13 protein-coding genes are annotated in these 18045 nt (G+C 62.8%); 1 reads left to right on the top strand and 12 read right to left on the bottom strand.

The window, feature by feature from the left end; translation table 11 throughout:
- Nucleotides 1-568: 568 nt before the first annotated feature.
- The 12 genes from hemF to bchM all read right to left on the bottom strand — a co-directional run bounded on the left by hemF (nt 569) and on the right by bchM (nt 16497).
- Nucleotides 569-1477: an oxygen-dependent coproporphyrinogen oxidase gene (hemF, locus tag A6A03_RS13045; RefSeq protein ID WP_066789092.1), complete on the bottom strand. Its 909-nt coding sequence runs from the start codon at nt 1475-1477 to the stop codon at nt 569-571.
- Between the two features lie 459 nt (nt 1478-1936).
- The gene (gene hemL, locus A6A03_RS13050) at nt 1937-3253 is read right to left on the bottom strand and encodes a glutamate-1-semialdehyde 2,1-aminomutase (RefSeq protein ID WP_066789094.1); all 1317 of its coding nucleotides are present in this window, start codon (nt 3251-3253) and stop codon (nt 1937-1939) included.
- Nucleotides 3250-4320 (bottom strand): uroporphyrinogen decarboxylase, encoded by a 1071-nt coding sequence (gene hemE / locus A6A03_RS13055; RefSeq protein WP_066789096.1) that lies wholly within the window; start codon nt 4318-4320, stop codon nt 3250-3252. The genes hemL and hemE overlap by 4 nt, the downstream gene beginning before the upstream one ends.
- 61 nt (nt 4321-4381) lie before the next feature.
- Nucleotides 4382-5440 carry a porphobilinogen synthase gene (hemB, locus tag A6A03_RS13060; RefSeq protein WP_066789103.1) on the bottom strand — a complete coding sequence of 353 codons (1059 nt, stop codon included), beginning with the start codon at nt 5438-5440 and terminating at the stop codon, nt 4382-4384.
- 195 nt (nt 5441-5635) lie between these two features.
- Nucleotides 5636-6385 carry a uroporphyrinogen-III synthase gene (locus tag A6A03_RS13065; RefSeq protein WP_066789106.1) on the bottom strand — a complete coding sequence of 250 codons (750 nt, stop codon included), beginning with the start codon at nt 6383-6385 and terminating at the stop codon, nt 5636-5638.
- The gene (gene hemC, locus A6A03_RS13070) at nt 6382-7356 is read right to left on the bottom strand and encodes a hydroxymethylbilane synthase (protein ID WP_066789109.1); all 975 of its coding nucleotides are present in this window, start codon (nt 7354-7356) and stop codon (nt 6382-6384) included. Before hemC ends, A6A03_RS13065 begins: the two co-directional genes overlap by 4 nt.
- Nucleotides 7357-7558: 202 nt before the next feature.
- Complete coding sequence (hemA, locus tag A6A03_RS13075) at nt 7559-8908, bottom strand: glutamyl-tRNA reductase (protein WP_066789112.1); 1350 nt, start codon at nt 8906-8908, stop codon at nt 7559-7561.
- 178 nt (nt 8909-9086) lie between these two features.
- Nucleotides 9087-10385 (bottom strand): BCD family MFS transporter, encoded by a 1299-nt coding sequence (locus A6A03_RS13080; RefSeq protein ID WP_066789116.1) that lies wholly within the window; start codon nt 10383-10385, stop codon nt 9087-9089.
- Nucleotides 10382-14119 carry a magnesium chelatase subunit H gene (locus A6A03_RS13085; protein WP_066789119.1) on the bottom strand — a complete coding sequence of 1246 codons (3738 nt, stop codon included), beginning with the start codon at nt 14117-14119 and terminating at the stop codon, nt 10382-10384. The genes A6A03_RS13080 and A6A03_RS13085 overlap by 4 nt, the downstream gene beginning before the upstream one ends.
- Nucleotides 14120-14247: 128 nt before the next feature.
- Nucleotides 14248-15375 (bottom strand): magnesium-protoporphyrin IX monomethyl ester (oxidative) cyclase, encoded by a 1128-nt coding sequence (gene acsF / locus A6A03_RS13090; RefSeq protein ID WP_066789121.1) that lies wholly within the window; start codon nt 15373-15375, stop codon nt 14248-14250.
- A gap of 61 nt (nt 15376-15436) precedes the next feature.
- A complete protein-coding gene (locus A6A03_RS13095) occupies nt 15437-15772 on the bottom strand; it encodes a hypothetical protein (protein ID WP_066789123.1) in 336 nt (111 codons plus the stop codon).
- A 44-nt stretch (nt 15773-15816) separates the two neighbouring features.
- The gene (gene bchM, locus A6A03_RS13100; RefSeq protein WP_066789126.1) at nt 15817-16497 is read right to left on the bottom strand and encodes a magnesium protoporphyrin IX methyltransferase; all 681 of its coding nucleotides are present in this window, start codon (nt 16495-16497) and stop codon (nt 15817-15819) included.
- Nucleotides 16498-16971: 474 nt separating this feature from the next.
- On the opposite strand from bchM, the gene ltaE reads away from it, so the two are divergent.
- The gene (gene ltaE, locus A6A03_RS13105; protein WP_066789129.1) at nt 16972-18045 is read left to right on the top strand and encodes a low-specificity L-threonine aldolase; all 1074 of its coding nucleotides are present in this window, start codon (nt 16972-16974) and stop codon (nt 18043-18045) included.

Raw genomic sequence — 18045 nt, forward strand, 5'->3', positions numbered from 1 at the left:
TGCTCCGGCACCCGGCCCTGAAGGGCCGGGCTAGGGTTACGAAGCCTGCTGCGCGGGCTGATGCCCTCACCCCCAGCTCCTCTCCCATTGGCGTTCAAGGGCGGACAGAACATCTGCTCCGGCACCCGGCCCTGAAGGGCCGGGCTAGGGTTACGAAGCCCGCTGCGCGGGCTGATGCCATCACCCCCAGCCCCTCTCCCACTGGCGCTCAAGGGCGGACAGAACATCTGCTCCGGCACCCGGCCCTGAAGGGCCGGGCTAGGGTTACGAAGCCTGCTGCGCGGGCTGATGCCCTCACCCCCAGCCCCTCTCCCATTGGCGTTCAAGGGCGGACAGAACATCTGCTCCGGCACCCGGCCCTGAAGGGCCGGGCTAGGGTTACGAAGCCCGCTGCGCGGGCTGATGCCATCACCCCCAGCCCCTCTCCCACTGGCGCGGGAGAGGGGAGCGTAGAAACGAGCGTTGAAGCATCTCACTGCGATCAACGGTTGTGATCGACCGAGTGTTTTGTCCGTCCCTCAAAGCCGTACCGCCGGGCGGTTTGATGGAGCCGCACAGCCGTGCGGCGTTACGAGGCCGCCCAATCACGTGGTTTGAGGAATTCGGCCATGGCCGCTTCGGGCGAGCCGGGTTCGGGCCGGTAATTGAATTCCCAGCGGGCGAGCGGCGGTAGCGACATCAAGATAGCTTCGATGTTGCCGCTGGTTTGCAAGCCAAACAGGGTGCCGCGGTCGTAGATCAGGTTAAATTCGACGTACCTGCCGCGCCGGTAGAGCTGCCACGAACGTTCGCGCTCGCCGTAGGGGGTGTGCATGCGCCGGCGCACAATCGGCAGGTAGGCGTCGAGAATGGTGGTGATGCCATCGCTGACGAACGCAAACGCGCGCTCGAAGCTGTCTGGCCCGTCTGGGTGGAGATCGTCGAAGAAGATGCCGCCGATGCCGCGCATTTCGTTGCGATGTTTGAGGAAGAAATAGCGGTCGCAGGTCTCTTTCATAGTTTGGTAGTCAGCGATCGGATGGCGGGCGCAGTAGTCGCGCAGGGTGACGTGAAAGTGGCGAGCGTCTTCTTCAAAGCCATAGCTTGGCGTCAGATCCATGCCGCCGCCAAACCACCATTCATCGCCGGCCTCGAAGTAGCGGAAGTTGGCGTGGAACGCCGGGACGTAGGGGTTGCGCGGGTGCAGCACCATCGAGATGCCGGTGGCGAAGTAGGGCTGGCCGCGGGTTGAGGGGCGGTGTTGCCAGATGCTTGGCGGCACCTCGGCGCCGTAGACGGCTGACACATTGACGCCGGCGCGCTCGAAGACGGCGCCTTCGGTCATGACGCGGGCCGTGCCGCCGCCGCCGCCGGGCCGTTCCCAACTCTGTTCGGCAAACCGTTGCTGGCCGTCGGTCTCTTCAAACGCGGCGCAGAGTTTTTGCTGGCCGGCGCGCATCAGATCGTGAACGAGCGAGCGAGTGTCAGTGATGGTCATGGTATCGTCTCCTTTGACGTAAGGACGCAAAGCAAGCAAAGCCGCAAAGGGGTAAACGCAAAGGCGCGAAGCAAGCAAAGGCGCAAAGGGATAAACGCAAAGGCGCGAAGGACGCAAAGAGCGCAAAGGGTTGTGATGGTCGTTGAGAGCATGGCCGGTTTGGTCTCGATATGGCATGCGTTGGTTGTGATGTTCATCCCTTTACGGCTCAGGCAAAGGCGCGAAGCAAGCAAAGGCGCAAAGGGGTAAACGCAAAGGCGCGAAGGGCGCAAAGAACGCAAAGGGTTGTGATGGTCGTTGAGAGCATGGCCGGTTGGGTCTCGATATGGCATACGTTGGTTGTGCTATCTCCCTTTGCGGCTCAGGCAAAGGCCGCAAAGGGTTTGGGTTGCGCTGCCGGCTTGCAGCGCGGCGAAACGCGTTGGTGGCGTACCCAAACCCTTTGCGCCTCGGCGTTGGTTATAGTTGGGCGAACGCTTCTTCTGCCGCGGCCAGCGTCTGCTCGATGTCGGCAGCGGTGTGGGCCGTGCTGACGAAGCCGGCTTCAAACTGCGACGGCGCCAAGTAGACGCCGCGTTCCGCCATGGCCCAGAAGAAGCGGGCATAGCGCTGGGTATCGGCGTTGGCCTTGGCTTCGGCGTAGTTGGTGATCTGGGCATCGGGATGGCGCAGGAAGTAGCAGCCGAACATCGTGCCCACGTTGCCAACTTGCAACGGAATGCGGTAGCGTGTACCCAGATCGCGCAGGCCGTTGGCGAGATTGGTAGTCAGCGTGACCGCTTGCTCGAACGCAGCGCCATCGTTGGCGAAGGCGGTGCGCAGGGTGGTTAGTCCGGCGATCATCGCCAGCGGGTTGCCGCTGAGGGTGCCGGCCTGATACATCGGGCCGGCGGGCGCGACCAGTTGCATATATTGGCGTTTGCCGGCATACGCGCCGACCGGCAAGCCGCCGCCGATCACCTTGCCTAAACAGGTCAGGTCGGGGTCAAGCCCCCACAGCGCCTGCGCGCCGCCGGGAGCGACGCGGAAGCCGGTCATCACTTCGTCGAGAATAAAGATAGCGCCGTAGCGTTGGGTCATCTCGCGCAAGCCGCTGAGAAAGCCGGGTTTGGGCAAGACGAACCCCATATTGGCGGCGATTGGCTCAACGATAACGGCGGCGATCTCAGCGCCGCGGTTGGCGAAGAGGTTGGCGACCGCATCGAGGTCGTTGTACTCGACGGTGATTGTCTCGGCGGCGACGGCAGGCGGTACGCCGGGGCTATCGGGCAGGCCGAGGGTGGCGACGCCGCTGCCGGCCTGCACCAGCAGCATATCGGCGTGGCCGTGGTAGCAGCCGGTGAACTTGACGATCAGGCGGCGACCAGTGGCAGCGCGAGCCAGCCGCAACGCGCTCATGGTGGCTTCGGTGCCGCTGTTGACAAAACGGATCTGTTCGATCGACGGCACGAGATCGATCACCAGCCGGGCCAGTTCGGTTTCGAGTTCGGTCGGCGCGCCGAAGCTGGTGCCGCGCTGGGCCTGCTCAGCGATCGCCTGCGCGACCGTGGGATGGGCATGGCCAAGCAGCAGCGGCCCCCACGAGAGCACGTAATCGATGTAGCGATTGCCATCCACATCCCAGACATAGGCGCCTTGCCCGCGATCGAAAAAGATCGGTGTGCCGCCGACGCCACGGAAGGCGCGCACCGGCGAATTGACCCCGCCGGGAATAACGGCTTGGGCAGCGGCGAAATTAGCTTGCGAGCGAGCGTAGCGCTCGGTGGCGACACTCATTGCATAACCTCCTGTAACGCAGGCGTTTCAGCCGGCAAGGGGAACGACTGCACGAACTCGACCAGATAGCGCACGTGGTCGACCGGCGTCTCGGTGAGAATGCCATGGCCGAGGTTGAAGATATGGCCGGGACGACCGCCGGCGCGCTGCAAAATCTCGCGAGCACGGGCCGCGATCAGCTCGCGCGGCGCAAAGAGGGTCGTAGGATCGAGGTTGCCCTGCACCGCGTGCTCGTAGCCATACTGCGCCCATGCCACATCGAGGTCGATCCGCCAATCGACGCCGAGCACATCGGCCCCGATCTGGCGCAATTCACCGGCGAGGCCGGCCATATCGGTGCCGAAGTAGATAATCGGCGGCGCAGCTTCGCCGAGGCGGGAGCGGACGGTTGCGACCACGTTTTGGGTGTGGCGCAGCACAAAATCGCGGTAGTCGGCGGGGGCGAGCGCGCCGGCCCAGCTATCAAAGATCTGCACCGCGTCAGCGCCGGCCTCGACCTGCGCGATCAGGTACTCGGCGACCAATTGGCTGAGCCGTTCCATCAGATCGTGCCATGCCGCCGGTTGCTCATACATAAAGCGCTTGGTCAAGCGATACTCTTTCGAGCCGCCGCCTTCGATGGCGTAGCTGGCCAATGTAAAGGGCGCGCCGCTAAAACCGATCAGCGGCAAGCCGTTCAATTCGCGCTTCACCAGCCGCAGCGCGGTGAGCGTATAGGCGACCGTCTCACGTGGATCGCTGCTATGAAGGGCAGCGACATCGCGCGGCTGGCGGATCGGGTTATGGATCACCGGCCCCTCACCCTTTTCATAGGTGAGCTGGAATCCCAACCCCTCAAGCGGGGGCAAAATATCGGCAAAGATGATCGCCGCATCCACCCCAAAGGCCTGAATCGGTTGCAGCGTCACCTCGGCGGCCACTTCCGGCGTCTTGACCATCTGCAAAAAGCCGTAGCGCTCGCGCACGGCGCGGTATTCAGGCATATAGCGGCCCGCTTGGCGCATCAGCCAAATCGGGGTGCGATCAACCGGTTGGCGGCGGCATGCGCGCAGGAAACGATCTCGCATAGACTCCTCACTGTTTCAGAATGACCGCAGCGAACGCTTGTCTTTGCCTAGAAATACCCCTTCAACCCAGCCACTCCGCCGCCTCTTTGGCCCAGTAGGTGATAATCATATCGGCCCCGGCGCGGCGAATGGCGGTCAACGTCTCAAGCGCGATGCGCTGTTCATCGAGCCAGCCTTGCAAGGCAGCCGCCTTGACCATGCTGTACTCGCCGCTGACTTGGTAGGCGGCCAGCGGCAGGGTGTGGCGATCGCGCACTTGGCGAATGATGTCGAGGTAGGCCAGCGCCGGTTTGACCATCAGAATATCGGCGCCTTCGGCCACATCGAGATCGACTTCGCGCAGCGCCTCGCGGGCATTGGCCGGATCCATCTGGTACTGGCTGCGGTCGCCGAACTGGGGCGGGCTTTCGGCGGCATCGCGGAAGGGGCCGTAGAACCCGCTGGCATACTTGGCGGCGTAGCTCATAATCGAGGTGTGGCTCAGACCGGCTGAGTCAAGCGCCGCGCGGATCGTGGCCACCATTCCGTCGATCATGCCCGACGGCGCGATGATGTCGGCCCCAGCGCGGGCATGCACCACCGACGCCTCGGCCAGCAGGGCAAGAGTTGGATCATTCAACAGATAGCCCTCACCGAGCTGCGGTTGGAAATCGCTGCGGTCGGGCGAATTGAGCACACCGCAGTGCCCGTGATCGGTATACTCGCAGAAACACATATCGCTGATCACGACCATACCGGGCACGGCATCCTTGATTGCCCGAATCGCTTGCGGCACAATCCCATCGGGATCGGCATTCTCGCTGCCGCAGGCATCCTTGTGGGCGGGGATGCCAAACAGCAGCACTGCGCGAATCCCGCGTTCGGCCAGCTCGCGCGCCTCGCGGGCGGCCTGATCGGGCGACATCTGGTACTGGCCGGGCATCGAGCGAATGGCTACCCGCAGATCGCGCCCGTGGCGGACAAAGATCGGTGCGATCAGTTGGGCAGGCGTCAGCCGGGTTTCGCGCACCAGATCGCGCAGGGCGGGACTGATGCGCAGCCGGCGCGGACGTTGCACCGGCGTAGGCAAGTGGTTGGTGATGCCATTTGTGACCGGCGTGCGTGACGAGAGCGTTTCCATGCGTTCACTCCGTGGTTTCAGAGAACCGTAGCCGTACAAGGTGACGTTTTCTGGGCCCCCACCCCCGGCCCCACCGCCGTTGGGGGAGGGGGGAAGGCCCCCACCTCCGGCCCCACCGCCGCTGGGGGAGGGGGGAAGGCCCCCACCCCCGGCTCCTCCCCCAGCGGGGGAGGGGGGACTGGGAGTGGTTTAGGGCTAGGCAAATTTGTGTGCAATAAACACCTGTTCGAGCGCCGCAATCAGCGCCTCATCGTTAGGTCGCTCGGCGACCGCGGCGACCGGCAGCTCAACGGCAGCGCAGACTGCCGCCGTACTGGGGCCGATGCAGACGAGCGCTGGCGGCTGGGCATGCAGCGGGATCAGCGGGCGCAACTGGCGCGCCGCTGAGCCGCTGGCCAGCACAATCGCATCGACTTCACCGGCGTGGAGGGCGGTGGCAAGATCGGCAGCGCCGGGGCCGGCGATGGTGCGGTACGCAGTGACCCGATCAACGCTGGCTCCCGCTGCCTGCAACGCCTCAGTCAAGGTTGGCGGGGCGATGTCGGCGCACGGCAGTAACACGCGCCTCCCGGCAAGGTTGCCCATCGCTTGCGGCAAGGCCGCGCCGAGTTCCTCATCAGGCACACTGGCCGGCTCGCGCCCCCACACTCGCCGGCAATCGGCGGCAGTGCCTTTGCCGACGGCGGCGATCGCGGTGGCGGCGGGCACAACCGCATCTGCCAACGCTTGCACGGCTTGGCGGCTGGTCACTACCAGCCAATCGTATTGCCTATCGGCTAGCCGGCTGAGCGCCTGTTGCAGCGGAGCCGGATCAGCGGGTGGGGCATAGGCGATCAACGGCGTCAGCAACGGGATCGCACCCAGCGCGCGCAACCGCTCGGCTAGCGTATCGCCGCGCCCGGCAGGGCGGGTGATCGCGATCCGGCGACCGGCGAGGGCGCTCATCGCCGCGCCTCCAATTGGCTGCGGATCGCGGCCAAAATGGCGTCACCGCCTTGGGCTAGCAACGCTTCCGCCACGGCAACGCCTAACGCTTCGGCTTGCTCGACGGCGCCGGTTTGCTCGGCGAAGACCAACGCGCTTCCGTCGAGGGCGCCGATCATGCCGCGCAAGCGCAGACCGCTCGCGGTGACAGCCGCGTGGGCCGCTACTGGCACTTGGCAACCGCCTTCGAGCCGGCGGAGCAACGCGCGTTCGGCCAACGCCGCCGCGCGCGCCGCCGGATCGTCGAGAGCCGCAACGAAGGCGCGGGTGGCGGAATCAGCCGTGCGGGTCTCGATCGCCAAAATGCCTTGCGATACCGCTGGTAGCATCACCAACGGATCGAGCGGATACACCACGGCTTCACCGATTGTCGCGCCGGGTGTGCCGTCCCACAACCCCAACCGTCGCAGACCGGCGGCAGCCAGAATCAGCGCGTCGTATTGGCCTTCCGCCAGCTTGCGCAGGCGGGTATCAACATTGCCGCGCACATCGGCTAATTGGAGATCGGGCCGGTGATAGCGCAACTGGCTGGCGCGGCGCAGGCTCGACGTACCGACGCGCGCGCCTTGGGGCAAGTTTTGCAGATCGGAACCCATGCCGGCGTGGCGCAGCACGAGCGCATCACGTGGATCTTCTCGCACCGGAAACGCTGCCAGCATCAGACCTTCTGGCGTCTCGGTCGGCATATCCTTGGCGCTATGCACGCACAGATCGACTTCACCGGCCAAGAGCGCCTGTTCCAACTCCTTGACGAACAACCCTTTGTCGCCGACTGCCGACAAAGCCACATCCAGCACCCGGTCGCCGGTGGTTGAAATAATTCGCAATTCCACCGCAAGGTCAGGGAAGGCAGTGCGGAGCGCATTGGCCACCCACTCTGATTGAGTGCGGGCCAGCGCCGAGCCGCGAGTGCCAAGAAGCAAGCGTGCCATACTTCCTCGCAACGTGCTACACGATAACGTTCTATCCAACGGTTTCTGCAAGGCCATCGCGCCAGTATGAGCAAGCGGTTTGGCGCAGAGCATCGAACAGCCTGATCCCGCTTCAGCAGGAGATTGCTTCGCCTCGTGTGGACAGAGCGCCGCTCTGTCCCTACGCTCGGCTCGCAATGACAAGGCCAATACCGGCGCTTGGTTACGATGTTTCCGTATTTCCTACCATGCTCGCGGTTCGTTCGCCTACGTGTTCGAGGTTAAACAATTCGGCGAGAATGGTGGCATAGCGCTTGCCCTGACCATGCGCGGCAGCTTCGCGCAAGCAGCGGGTGGGTGGGTGCAGCAGCTTATTGACGATACTGCGCGACAAGCCCTCGATCACGGCTTGCTGTTCGGGCGAAAGGTTGTTCAGCCGGCGCAGCGCGCGGGCCAGCTCTTCGTTGCGCACCTCCTCGGCGCGCTGGCGCAGCATTGTCAACACCGGCAACGCCTCTTGAGTACGCATCCAGTCGAGGAACTCTTGCACCTGCTCTTCGACAATCTTCTGGGCAATCTCAATCACTGCGCTGCGTAGCTCGATCGTATGGCTGACCACCTCGCGCAGATCATCGACTGTAAACAGGTGAACACCGGGCACGGTAGCGACGTCGGCAGCAATATCGCGCGGCACGGCTAGATCGATCAACAGCATTGCCGGCGGATCGCAATCGCCGCAAGCGCGGGCGCGCAGCTTGTGGTCGAGCGCCTCGATCACGTGGTGGCGATAGATGATCGGCACCGGCGCTGCGGTGGAACTGATCACAATATCGGCGCGGGCAAGGGCTTCGGGCAATGCACCGAAATCGAGCATCTCGGCGCCGTAACGCTCGGCCAGCGCCGCAGCGCGAGATGACGTGCGATTGACGATCGTCAACCGGTCAGCGCCGTTGGCGATCAGATTCTGCGCCGCCAGCTCGCTCACTTCGCCGCCGCCGATCAGCAACACCTCGCGCCCGCGCAGATCACCGAGCCGGCGTTTGGCTAATTCCACCCCGGCCTGCGACACACTCGCCGCGCCTTTGCCGATGGTCGTTTCGTGGCGCACCCGCTTGCCGGCAACTAAAGCGATCTGAAACAGACGGTGCAAGACCGAGCCGACGCTGCCGATACGTTGCGCCGACTCATAGGCGGTGCGTACTTGACCCTGAATCTGCGCCTCGCCGAGCACCAGCGAGCGCAGGCCGGCTGCGGTCGCGCACAGATGGCGGGCAACCGCTTCCCCTTGATAAAAGTAGAGCGTGTGGACGAAGGCATCGGCGGGCCGCCGGTGAAACGCGGACAGAAAATCAACCACGTGTTGGGCGGTGGTTCCCGGACTCGCGACCCCATAGATCTCGACCCGATTGCATGTTGAGAGAATGACGGCCTCGGTAAAGAGTGGCGCAGCGCCGTTGTCGGGATTGGTCAGTTGCATCAACGCTGATGGTAGATCAGTTTGGCTGAAGGCAAGCTGTTCGCGAATCTCGACCGGCGCAGTTGTGTGATCGAGACCGGCAAGGAACAGATTCATACGCCTGATCCTTTGCTCTGCAAGGCTTTTACGGTAACAGTGTGACGATCTCCTCCATCCAGCCGGGCGTGTGGCAGCAAACGGCCCGGTATGCCCGCGCCGGTGCGCCGTTGCAAGGGCGCGGGCCGCCCTATTATACCGCTATTCAGTTTCAAAATCTACGTATTTCTATACTTTTCTATGCATCGCCAATCACCGCCACCAACTGGCCCAGCTCGCGGCGCTGGCTGCGGAAGGCGCTCACATCAATCGTGCGCAGCATGACCAGCGCAGTGCAGAGAATGAGCGCTTCAACGAGGAAGACCGTGGCGTAAGCGCTGGTGGGACCGACCACAAGCGCGGTAATGTCGCGGAGCATGCCGGCCAGCAAGTTGCCCAAGCCGCGCGCTGCCGCATCGGCAACGCCCCACGCGCCGATGAAGAGACCTACCTGTTGCGGTGTGGTCATATCGAGCATGAGGGCGAGGTTGGTGGCGGTGGCAATGCCGGTGCCGAAGCCGAGCAGGGCGACTGCCGGTACAAAGAGCGGTTGGATATGCAGGATACCGCTGAGCGCAATCAGGGTCAAGCCGGTGGCGGCAATGGCCCCGCCCAACATTGCCCCGCGCTTGTTGGTGAGCCAGCGGCTAAAAAAGATGCCGTGCAAGAGCAGCGCCAGCAGCGTCGCGCCGCCCCATGTCGCGGTCAACTGGGTGGTCTCGCGCACGCTGAGGCCAAATGCCTGCGCGCCATACGGTTCGAGCAACACATCTTGGCCGAGAATGGCCGACAACATGAACATCAGATAGATAAAGAACCGGCGGGCCAGCGGATCACCGAGCACCGTGCGCACCGAGTCGGCGGCGCTGTGGCGCTCTTCGTGGCTGACTGGGGTGGCGTTGCGCGGCTCAAGGCCGATCAAGCCAAGGGCGCCGATCGTGAGCGCAATTCCGGCAGCGATCGCAAACACCTCAATCAACCGTTCGGGAGTGTAGTGCTCGAGTGCGCGGCCGGCCCCAATCGCGGTGCCAATCACGGCGGTGATCATCATAAACCACATCACCGCGATTGTGCGCGAGCGCAGGTGTGAGGGCGACATATCGCTCGCCAGCGAGAGGTACGAGACGACGGCGGTATTGAAGCCAATGCCCCACATCCCAAAGATGATCAATGCCAGCGCAAGCCCCGGCCAGAAGTTGGCATCCATCGCGAAGGCGGCGAATGGCGTCAATGCCGCGCCTACCACGCAGAGCAAAATACCCAGCGCGATGTAGGGGGTGCGGCGGTAGCCCCAGATCGGATGCCGATCAGAAAACTGGCCAATCAAGACCTGTATTGGCGAGAAGAGGTGCGGCAGGATGATCAGCGCCGCGACGACGCTGGCCATGATGCCCAGTTCGTGGATCATAATCCGGTTGAGGACACCAGTGATCGGCACCAGACTGATGGCAACAGCTACATGCAGCATGCCAAGACGTATCATTTTGAACCAGCTCATCCCACACTCCTCTCTTCGGTAATGCCTTCGAGACGATCTTCGAGATCGTGGTAAATCTCTTGCAAGCGGTTGAGGGTTGCTTCATCAGCGGCCCAGAAGCCACGTCCGGCGGCTTCGAGCAGCCGGCGCACAACGCCAGCGGCAGCGGCTGGGTTCAGCGCGGCCATGCGCTCGCGCATCGCATCGTCGAGCGCGTAGGTGGCGGCAATCTCGTCGTAGACCCAATCTTCGACCGCGTTAGCGGTGGCGCTCCAGCCGTAGGTATGGCCGACGCGGGCTTCGATTTCGCGCACGCCGGCGAAGCCATGGGCCAGCATCGCTTCATGCCACTTCGGGTTGAGCAGCTTGGCGCGGGTTTCCAGCCGCAGCATAGTCTCGATCGAGGCCACCCGGCTAGCGCCGGGAGTGCTGATGGCGTCGGCGACCAGCACCGGCGGCGCTTGGCCGCGAATCCGCTCGACGCTCTTGGCCATGCCGCCAAGGTTCTCGTAGTAGTTGTCAATATCGGTCAAACCTACTTCAAAGCTGTCAATGTTCTGGAAGGTGGCTTGCACGTGGCGGAGCGCCCCTTCGAGCAAGCCGCGCGCTTCGCGCCATTGGCCGTTAGCGGTGCGGACAAAGCTCTTGCGCGAGAGGAAGGCGTCGCTCAGTTGATCCTCGCTCTCCCATGTGCCGCTCTCGACGAGGAAGTTGACGTTGGCGCCGTAGCTGCCGGGAGCGTTGGCGAAGACGCGGATTGCCGCTTCTTCCAGCGCGACGCCGCTCTCGGCCATTTGCGCCAGTGCGTGAGCGCGGACGAAATTCCATTCCGGCGGTTCATCAGCCGCTGCCGCGAGGTAGGCGGCGCGGTCGATCAAGCGCATCTGATTGCCGAGCAGGTCACGGAAGATGCCGCTCACTGTCACCACCACATCAATGCGCGGGCGGCCCAATTCAGCCAAGGGCCGGAGGGCAATATCGGCCACGTTGCCCAATTCGTCAATCACCGGGCGAGCGCCGATCAGCGCCAGCACCTGCGCCACCCCTTCGCAATCGCTCTTGAGGTTGTCGGTGCCCCACAGCACAACCGCCACGCTCTGCGGCCATGCCCCCTGCTCGGCGCGCAGCCGGGCCAACAGCTCGTTCGCCAGCGCCTCGCCGCGTTGCATCGCTGCCGGCGTCGGCACCCGGTAGGGATCGAGCGCAAACAGGTTGCGTCCAGTGGGCAACACCGCCGGGTTGCGCACCGCGTCATTGCTGGGTGAGGGCGGAATGAAGCCGCCGCGCAGGCCGTGCAACAGGTTACGCAGCTCGTAGTTGGCGAGCAGGCCGTTGCGCAGCTCGGCCAGTTTGGGCCAGAGGGGGCGCAGGGCATTGGCGGGGACAAGATCGGCCAGCTTGGCGGCGGCGGCCCGCGCGCCGGCCTCGGCATCGTGAGCTTCGGCGTAGGCTAGCATCGCCGCGCGGCCACGGGCTTCGATCTCGCGCATCTGGTTTTGGGCGGCCAAATCGCTGCTCAGGCGGGCGCAGAGCTGCTGGTAGTCGATCCCCATCCCGCGCGCAATCAGGGCCGGCAAGCCGCCATCGGGCTGCAAACTAGCGTACAGCAGCAAGAAATCGGCCAATTCGGCGGGGGCGGGCGGTTGGCCGAGCACGTGCAAACCGAGCGGGATCATACGCTGCTCGATGCGCAGCAACTCGTGGGCCAAGCCAGCGACATCGGCATGATCATCGCCGCTGCTTTCCATCGGAATGCCCAATTGCGCCGCTCGATCGCGCAGATCAGCCACCAGCGCCGGATCGGGATTGCGCTCGTACTGCTCGATCGCGTCGCGTAGTGCGCGCAGGCCTTTGTAGAGACCGGCCTGCTGCACCGGCGGCACAAGGTAGCTGACCAGCGTGGCCGCGCCGCGCCGTTTGGCGATGGCCGCCTCGCTCGGATTGTTGACGCTGTAGACGTAGAAATTGGGCAGCGGCCCGATCAGGCGCAGCGGCCAGCAGCGCGCGCTGAGACCAACCTGCTTGCCCGGCATAAACTCCATTGCGCCGTGGGTGCCGAGGTGAATGACCGCATCGGCGCGGAACTTGTGGGTCAACCACGTATAGAACGCGGCGAAGGCATGGTTCGGCGCGGCGTCTTTGGCCAGCAGCAACCGCATCGGGTCGCGCTCGTAGCCAAAGCTCGGCTGCACACCGATAAAGACATTGCCAAACTGGCGGCCAAGGATGCGGATACCGCGGTTATCGCGCCACAACTCACCCGGCGCCGGCCCCCAGTAGGGTTCGATCTCGGTGTAAGCTGGGAAGAGGCGGCGATATTCGTCGGCGCTGAGCCAATCGGCGATATGGGCATCGGCCCCGTGGGCCGGGCCATCGGCCAGCAGCAGGCGGCGCAACTCATCGACGTTGCGCGGCACTTCCACCCGGTAGCCATCGGCGGCCAGCGCCTGTAACAAGTTAAACAGGCTAGCAAACACATCGAGATACGCCGCGGTGCCGACCGTCCCCAACGAGGGCGGGAAGTTGTAGATCACCACCGCCAAGCGTTTCTGCGCGTTCGGCGTGCGGCGCAACGCCACCCGGCGCGCGATCCGGTCAGCGATCTGCTCGATCTCGGCTTGGGCCGGCGCAAAGCGCTGGCCATCGGCAGCCGGCCCGCCAAAGATGATCGGCTCGGCAGCGCCTTCCAGTTCAGGAATGGCGACGCTCAACGCCTGCTGCACCGGCACCAGACCGTTATCATCGGCGCGCCAATCATCGATCCGCTGAAACGCGAGCGGCACCAACCCCAGATAAGGCCGGTCGAACCGGGTCAGCGCCTCGGCGGCTTGCTGGGGCTGGCTCTCGGCGGGGCCGCCGACCAGCGCGAAGCCAGTCGCGTTCACCAGCACATCAACATCAGCCAGTTCCTTTTCCAGCAACGGGCGCATATCGAGACCGGCGGCATAGGCGACGCGCGCCTCAAGACCGCGGGCCTCGATAGCGCGAGCCAGCGCATCAATATGTGGCGTATTTCCGCTCAGCACCACTGTGCGCAAGGTGAGGATGCCAACGCTGCCGCCATTGGGAATCCGCTTGCCGCGCCAGCGCCGGTAATCGTTGAGCGACGCGAACAGTTCGGGCGCATCGGGATGGTAGAGCGCCGTATCGGGATAGCTCAACGGGTCGAGCTGGGGCAGTTTGGGCCGCGGCTGCGGGCCGTAGCGCGCAATCAGCACGCAGAGCAAGCGATAGAGATTTTCCGGCGAAGCGTTGAGCCAATACTGGTGGCTGGTGATATAGGTGTAAAGATCGCGCGAGGTGCCGGGGATCACCTTCAGCACCTTGCTCAGATTGCGCAAGATCGCCAACTGGCGGCGGGCCTCGCCGGCCCCACCTTGCGGGCGCAGCTTCTGCACCCAGCGCCGGATCGGCCCCGGCTCGCTATCGTGCTCGCGGCGCAGCGAAAAGCCGCCGATGTGGGTGCAACGGATCAGCGCCGGGTTCGAGGTGATAATCAAGGTCGGCTTATCGAGGTGGGCCAGCCGGTCGGCCAGCGGGCGCACCAAATCCTCGCTAAACAGGCGCGCGCCGAAAACAAAATCCGCTTTGGCCAGATCGCGATCAAGCTGCGCCCATCCGGCGGCGTCGCGCAAGGTGGCCGCATCGTACACCGCCAGCGTCAGCGCGACCTTATGCTCGCGCCGCAGACGGTCAGCAGCCGCCAGCAGCGCCGGACGATGGTTGCCGTCGATGGTTAGAACCACGAAATGCATTGGCGTTCCTCACCACTCGTACCGGGCGAAACCAGTGTGTTCAGCAAAAGCGAACCCATGGCGGCAGGAATGGCTCCTGCCGCCGGAGCTAGAACGTGTTTCGTTCGGGCAAAGGCGCTCGGTAACTGCTAATCGGCTGCCATCACCCGCTGCGGCCGGTTAGGGCCGGGGTAATTGGGGAAGCCGGGCAGGCCCTTCCAGCGAATCGCCTCGGTGGTCTTGCGGGTGGGCAGGCGATAAATCGCCAGCAGGCGCAGCGCGATCGCCGCCTTGAGGCGCGCCGATTGGGCCAACGCGATCGGATCGTTGCGTCCCTCCAGTTCGCGCAACTTGCGGTCATACTCGACCAGCTTATCCATATAGCCAAAGAAGCGCGGGTCATCAAGATTCATCGTCTCAGGATAGACCTGCGTCGAAATATCGTTGCACAGCCGGATGACCTTCTGGTCGTAGTCGCGCCAATTGAGGCCAAGGGCGGCGTAGAAATTGGCCCGGCGCGCATCGTTGAGATACATCGTCGCGTAGACGGCGAGCAGGAAGAAGCGGATCCAGCGCCGGTTGGCACCCTCAAGCATCTCAGGCTGCGAGCGCATCAGCATCGCGAAGAACTCGCCGTGGCGATACTCATCGTTGCACCACTGCTCGAACCACTTAAAGATCGGGTGGATGCAATACTGCGGGTTCTGCTCAAGATGGCGGTAGATATGGATATAGCGCGAGTAACCGATCTTCTCTGAGAGATAGACCGAGTAGAAGATAAATTTCGGCTGGAAATAGGTGTACTTCTTGCGCTTCTGCAAGACGGTCAGATCGAGCGCGACATTCAAGTCGGCCATCGTGCGGTTGAGGAAGCCGGCGTGGCGGCCCTCATCGCGGCTCATATACTTGAAAATCGCCTTCATGGTCGGATCGTGCAGATGCTTGACCATCTCGGCATAGAGCAGACAGCCGCTAAACTCGGCAGTGCATGAGCGCTCGAGAAAATCGATAAACGAATCGCGCTCAGGCATATCGTCAAAGTTCTGCAAAAACTCGTCGGTGCGGCGGAAGTGGGTACGGTTATAGTCGTAAGCAAACTCGTCGCGGATCCAGTCGAACTCGTCGCGCAGGCCATTGCGATCGATTTGCAGGTTATCGATGGCCTTAAAGTCGGTGGTGTAAAAGCGGGGCGAGAGGATGGCCTCTTTGAGGGCATGGCGAGTGGTACGGCTAAACTCGCCGGGCATTTCCATCATCAACGGATTGATCCAGAACATGCTCCGCTCCTTTGCGTTCGGTCACTTCTTTATGCTACGGGCCGTAAGCCCAACACCAACCCTACGGATGCTCGACCAGCTCGTTAATCTCGACGAGGCTGCTCTTCTTGGTCAGAAAGCGGCGCAGCCAACTGGCCTTATACAGCCGGATCGGGCTGCGGTAGCAGATCTCGCCATTGGTGCGACCATCTTCGGTCGGCGGCAGATGCATAATTTCGAGCGTATCGCCGGGCTGGATCTCCATACCGGGCGGCAGATCGACGTGGAAATGGAAATGCTCGTGCTCGCTCTGCAAGCGGACAAACCCCTCCCCCTCGAGCAACACCTCGCGGTTATACCACTTGTGCAGCGCAAATGCGGCTGCGCCAAGGGCCACCAATGCCAGCAATCGTCGCATGTCTCGCTCCTGTAGTCGCGTTTCTGAACTACAACCTTATGAAACTAAGCCCGATTGGCCTCGATCAACGTGACGTGATAGAACCGGCTGCGGATCGGCTGGACGCGGCGCACGCGCAATCCGGCGCGGGCCAGAATGCTAACGACCTCTTGGTCGCGGATCATCTGAATCTCGGTGCGGCGTTGGCTATGCGGGAACCAGCCGCCGATCCGGTGCAAGGCAGCGAGCAAAGCGCTGTACGGCGCGTATGTCAGCAACAAGGTCTGCTCGGTGAGGTTAGCGAGATGGGTGCAGAGCTGGCCAAAGGCCGGTTGCGGGTAATGGATCAAGACATCGAAACAAGCCACGACCTGCGCCGGTTCGCGCAGTGACTCGATATCGGCTTCGATACACTCAATCCGATCTGACAAGCCGGCTTCAGCGGCGGCCTGCTGGGTAGCGGCGACCATCTGCGGCGCAATATCGGCGGCGCGCACCCGGTAGCCACGGCGGGCGAGCATCAGGCTGAACAAACCAACGCCGCAACCGACATCAAGCGCCGTTGTCGGGGACGGCTGATCGGCTAGCCATGCATCGGCGACCGCCAGCATGCGGTTGTGGCCTTCACGAATACTCTGCCGGACGAGGGACAGCGGGGCGTTGCCGTAGATGGCCGACCAGCGTTCAAAGCCCAAACCGTTGAAGTAGTCCCGCAGTTGAGCTTTGTGCTGTGAGATCTCTAGCACGTCGTTCTCCTCTAGCTCGCCTGTAGTCCAAACTTGGAACTACGTTCACAAAGAATGACCGCGTGCCGAATGAAGAATGGTGACCACAATATCAGACGAGAGTTGTAGTGCGGAATCAAAACTACGAACGTTCAAGCAAATTGTAGCATGAGAGTCAACAACATGGAATATAGACAATCTTTGTGCAAAATCTTTGCGTTTGGTTAAAAATGGTGAATGAGGCATTAGAAAGCGGTGTTATTCGGTGGGCAATATACTATCGCGCGGAATCGCAGAGGCAGTTTTTTTACATGAGTTGTGAAATCACCACCCTTGTCGCTGCGCACGGCTGTGCGCGGCATAATGACGCCTATCAATTCTAGTGTGTACAGTTTGCAGTCCGGCCGGGGTTGTTTTGCTAACCTTATCGGTGCGCCACGTGATATAATGGGGCAATGCTATGTCAATGATGTGCCACGGAGGATTACTTCCACTATGCAAGGCTATGTTTTGCCTGTCGCCGATGCGCCGGACGACCGGATCGATCTGCGCAGCGATACGGTGACGCTGCCTAGCCCGGCGATGCGAGCAGCGATGGCTCAGGCGGCGCTCGGTGATGATGTCTATGGCGAGGATCCGACGGTCAATGCGCTTGAGCGGCTGGCTGCCGAGCGGGTTGGCAAAGAGGCAGCGGTGCTAGTGGCCAGCGGCACGATGGGCAATCTGGCGGCGCTGTTAGCCCATTGCCAACGCGGCCAGCGGGTGATCCTCGGTAACGAGAGCCATATCTACCATTATGAAGCCGGTGGCGCTAGTGCGTTAGGCGGGCTCGTATACCATCCGCTCCCGACCGCGGGTGATGGCACGATCGATTTGGCTGCCTTGGCCGAGGCGGCAGCCACGATTAACGACAACCATTTTGCCCCGCCCGGCGTCATTTGTTTAGAAAACACCAATAACCGCCGTGGCGGCGTCGTGTTGGCGCCGGAGTATCTGGCGCAGGTGCATGCGCTGGCGCGCGCGCACGGCCTGCCGGTGCATCTTGATGGCGCGCGCATTTTTAACGCGGCGGTGGCGTTGGGGGTGCCGGTGACTGATCTGACGATGCACGTCGATACGGTGATGTTCTGCCTCTCGAAGGGATTGGCTGCGCCGGTTGGCTCGATAGTCGCCGGGCCAGCCGACGTGATTGCCCGCGTGCGCCGCGCGCGCAAGATGCTCGGCGGCGGGATGCGGCAGGCCGGCGTGATTGCGGCAGCCGGTATCGTGGCCCTCACCGAGATGGTTGATCGGTTAGCTGAAGATCATGTCAATGCGCGGTTGCTTGCCGCTGGTCTAGCCGAGTTGCCGGGTGTGCAGATCGATTTGAGCAAAGTGCAAACCAACATTGTGCGCTTTACCTTCGCCCATCCGCGCTTGAGTGTTGATGAATTTCTAGCTGCATTGCGCGCGCGGGGCATCTTGATGGGGAGCATGAGCCATACGAGCATCCGTGCGGTGACTCATTACGGCATTGAGCGGATGCACATTGAGCATGTGATCAGCGTTGCGGCTGAGATCTTGGCCTAA

Origin of the sequence: Chloroflexus islandicus, assembly GCF_001650695.1 — a bacterium.
GTDB classification, from domain to species: Bacteria; Chloroflexota; Chloroflexia; order Chloroflexales; family Chloroflexaceae; genus Chloroflexus; species Chloroflexus islandicus.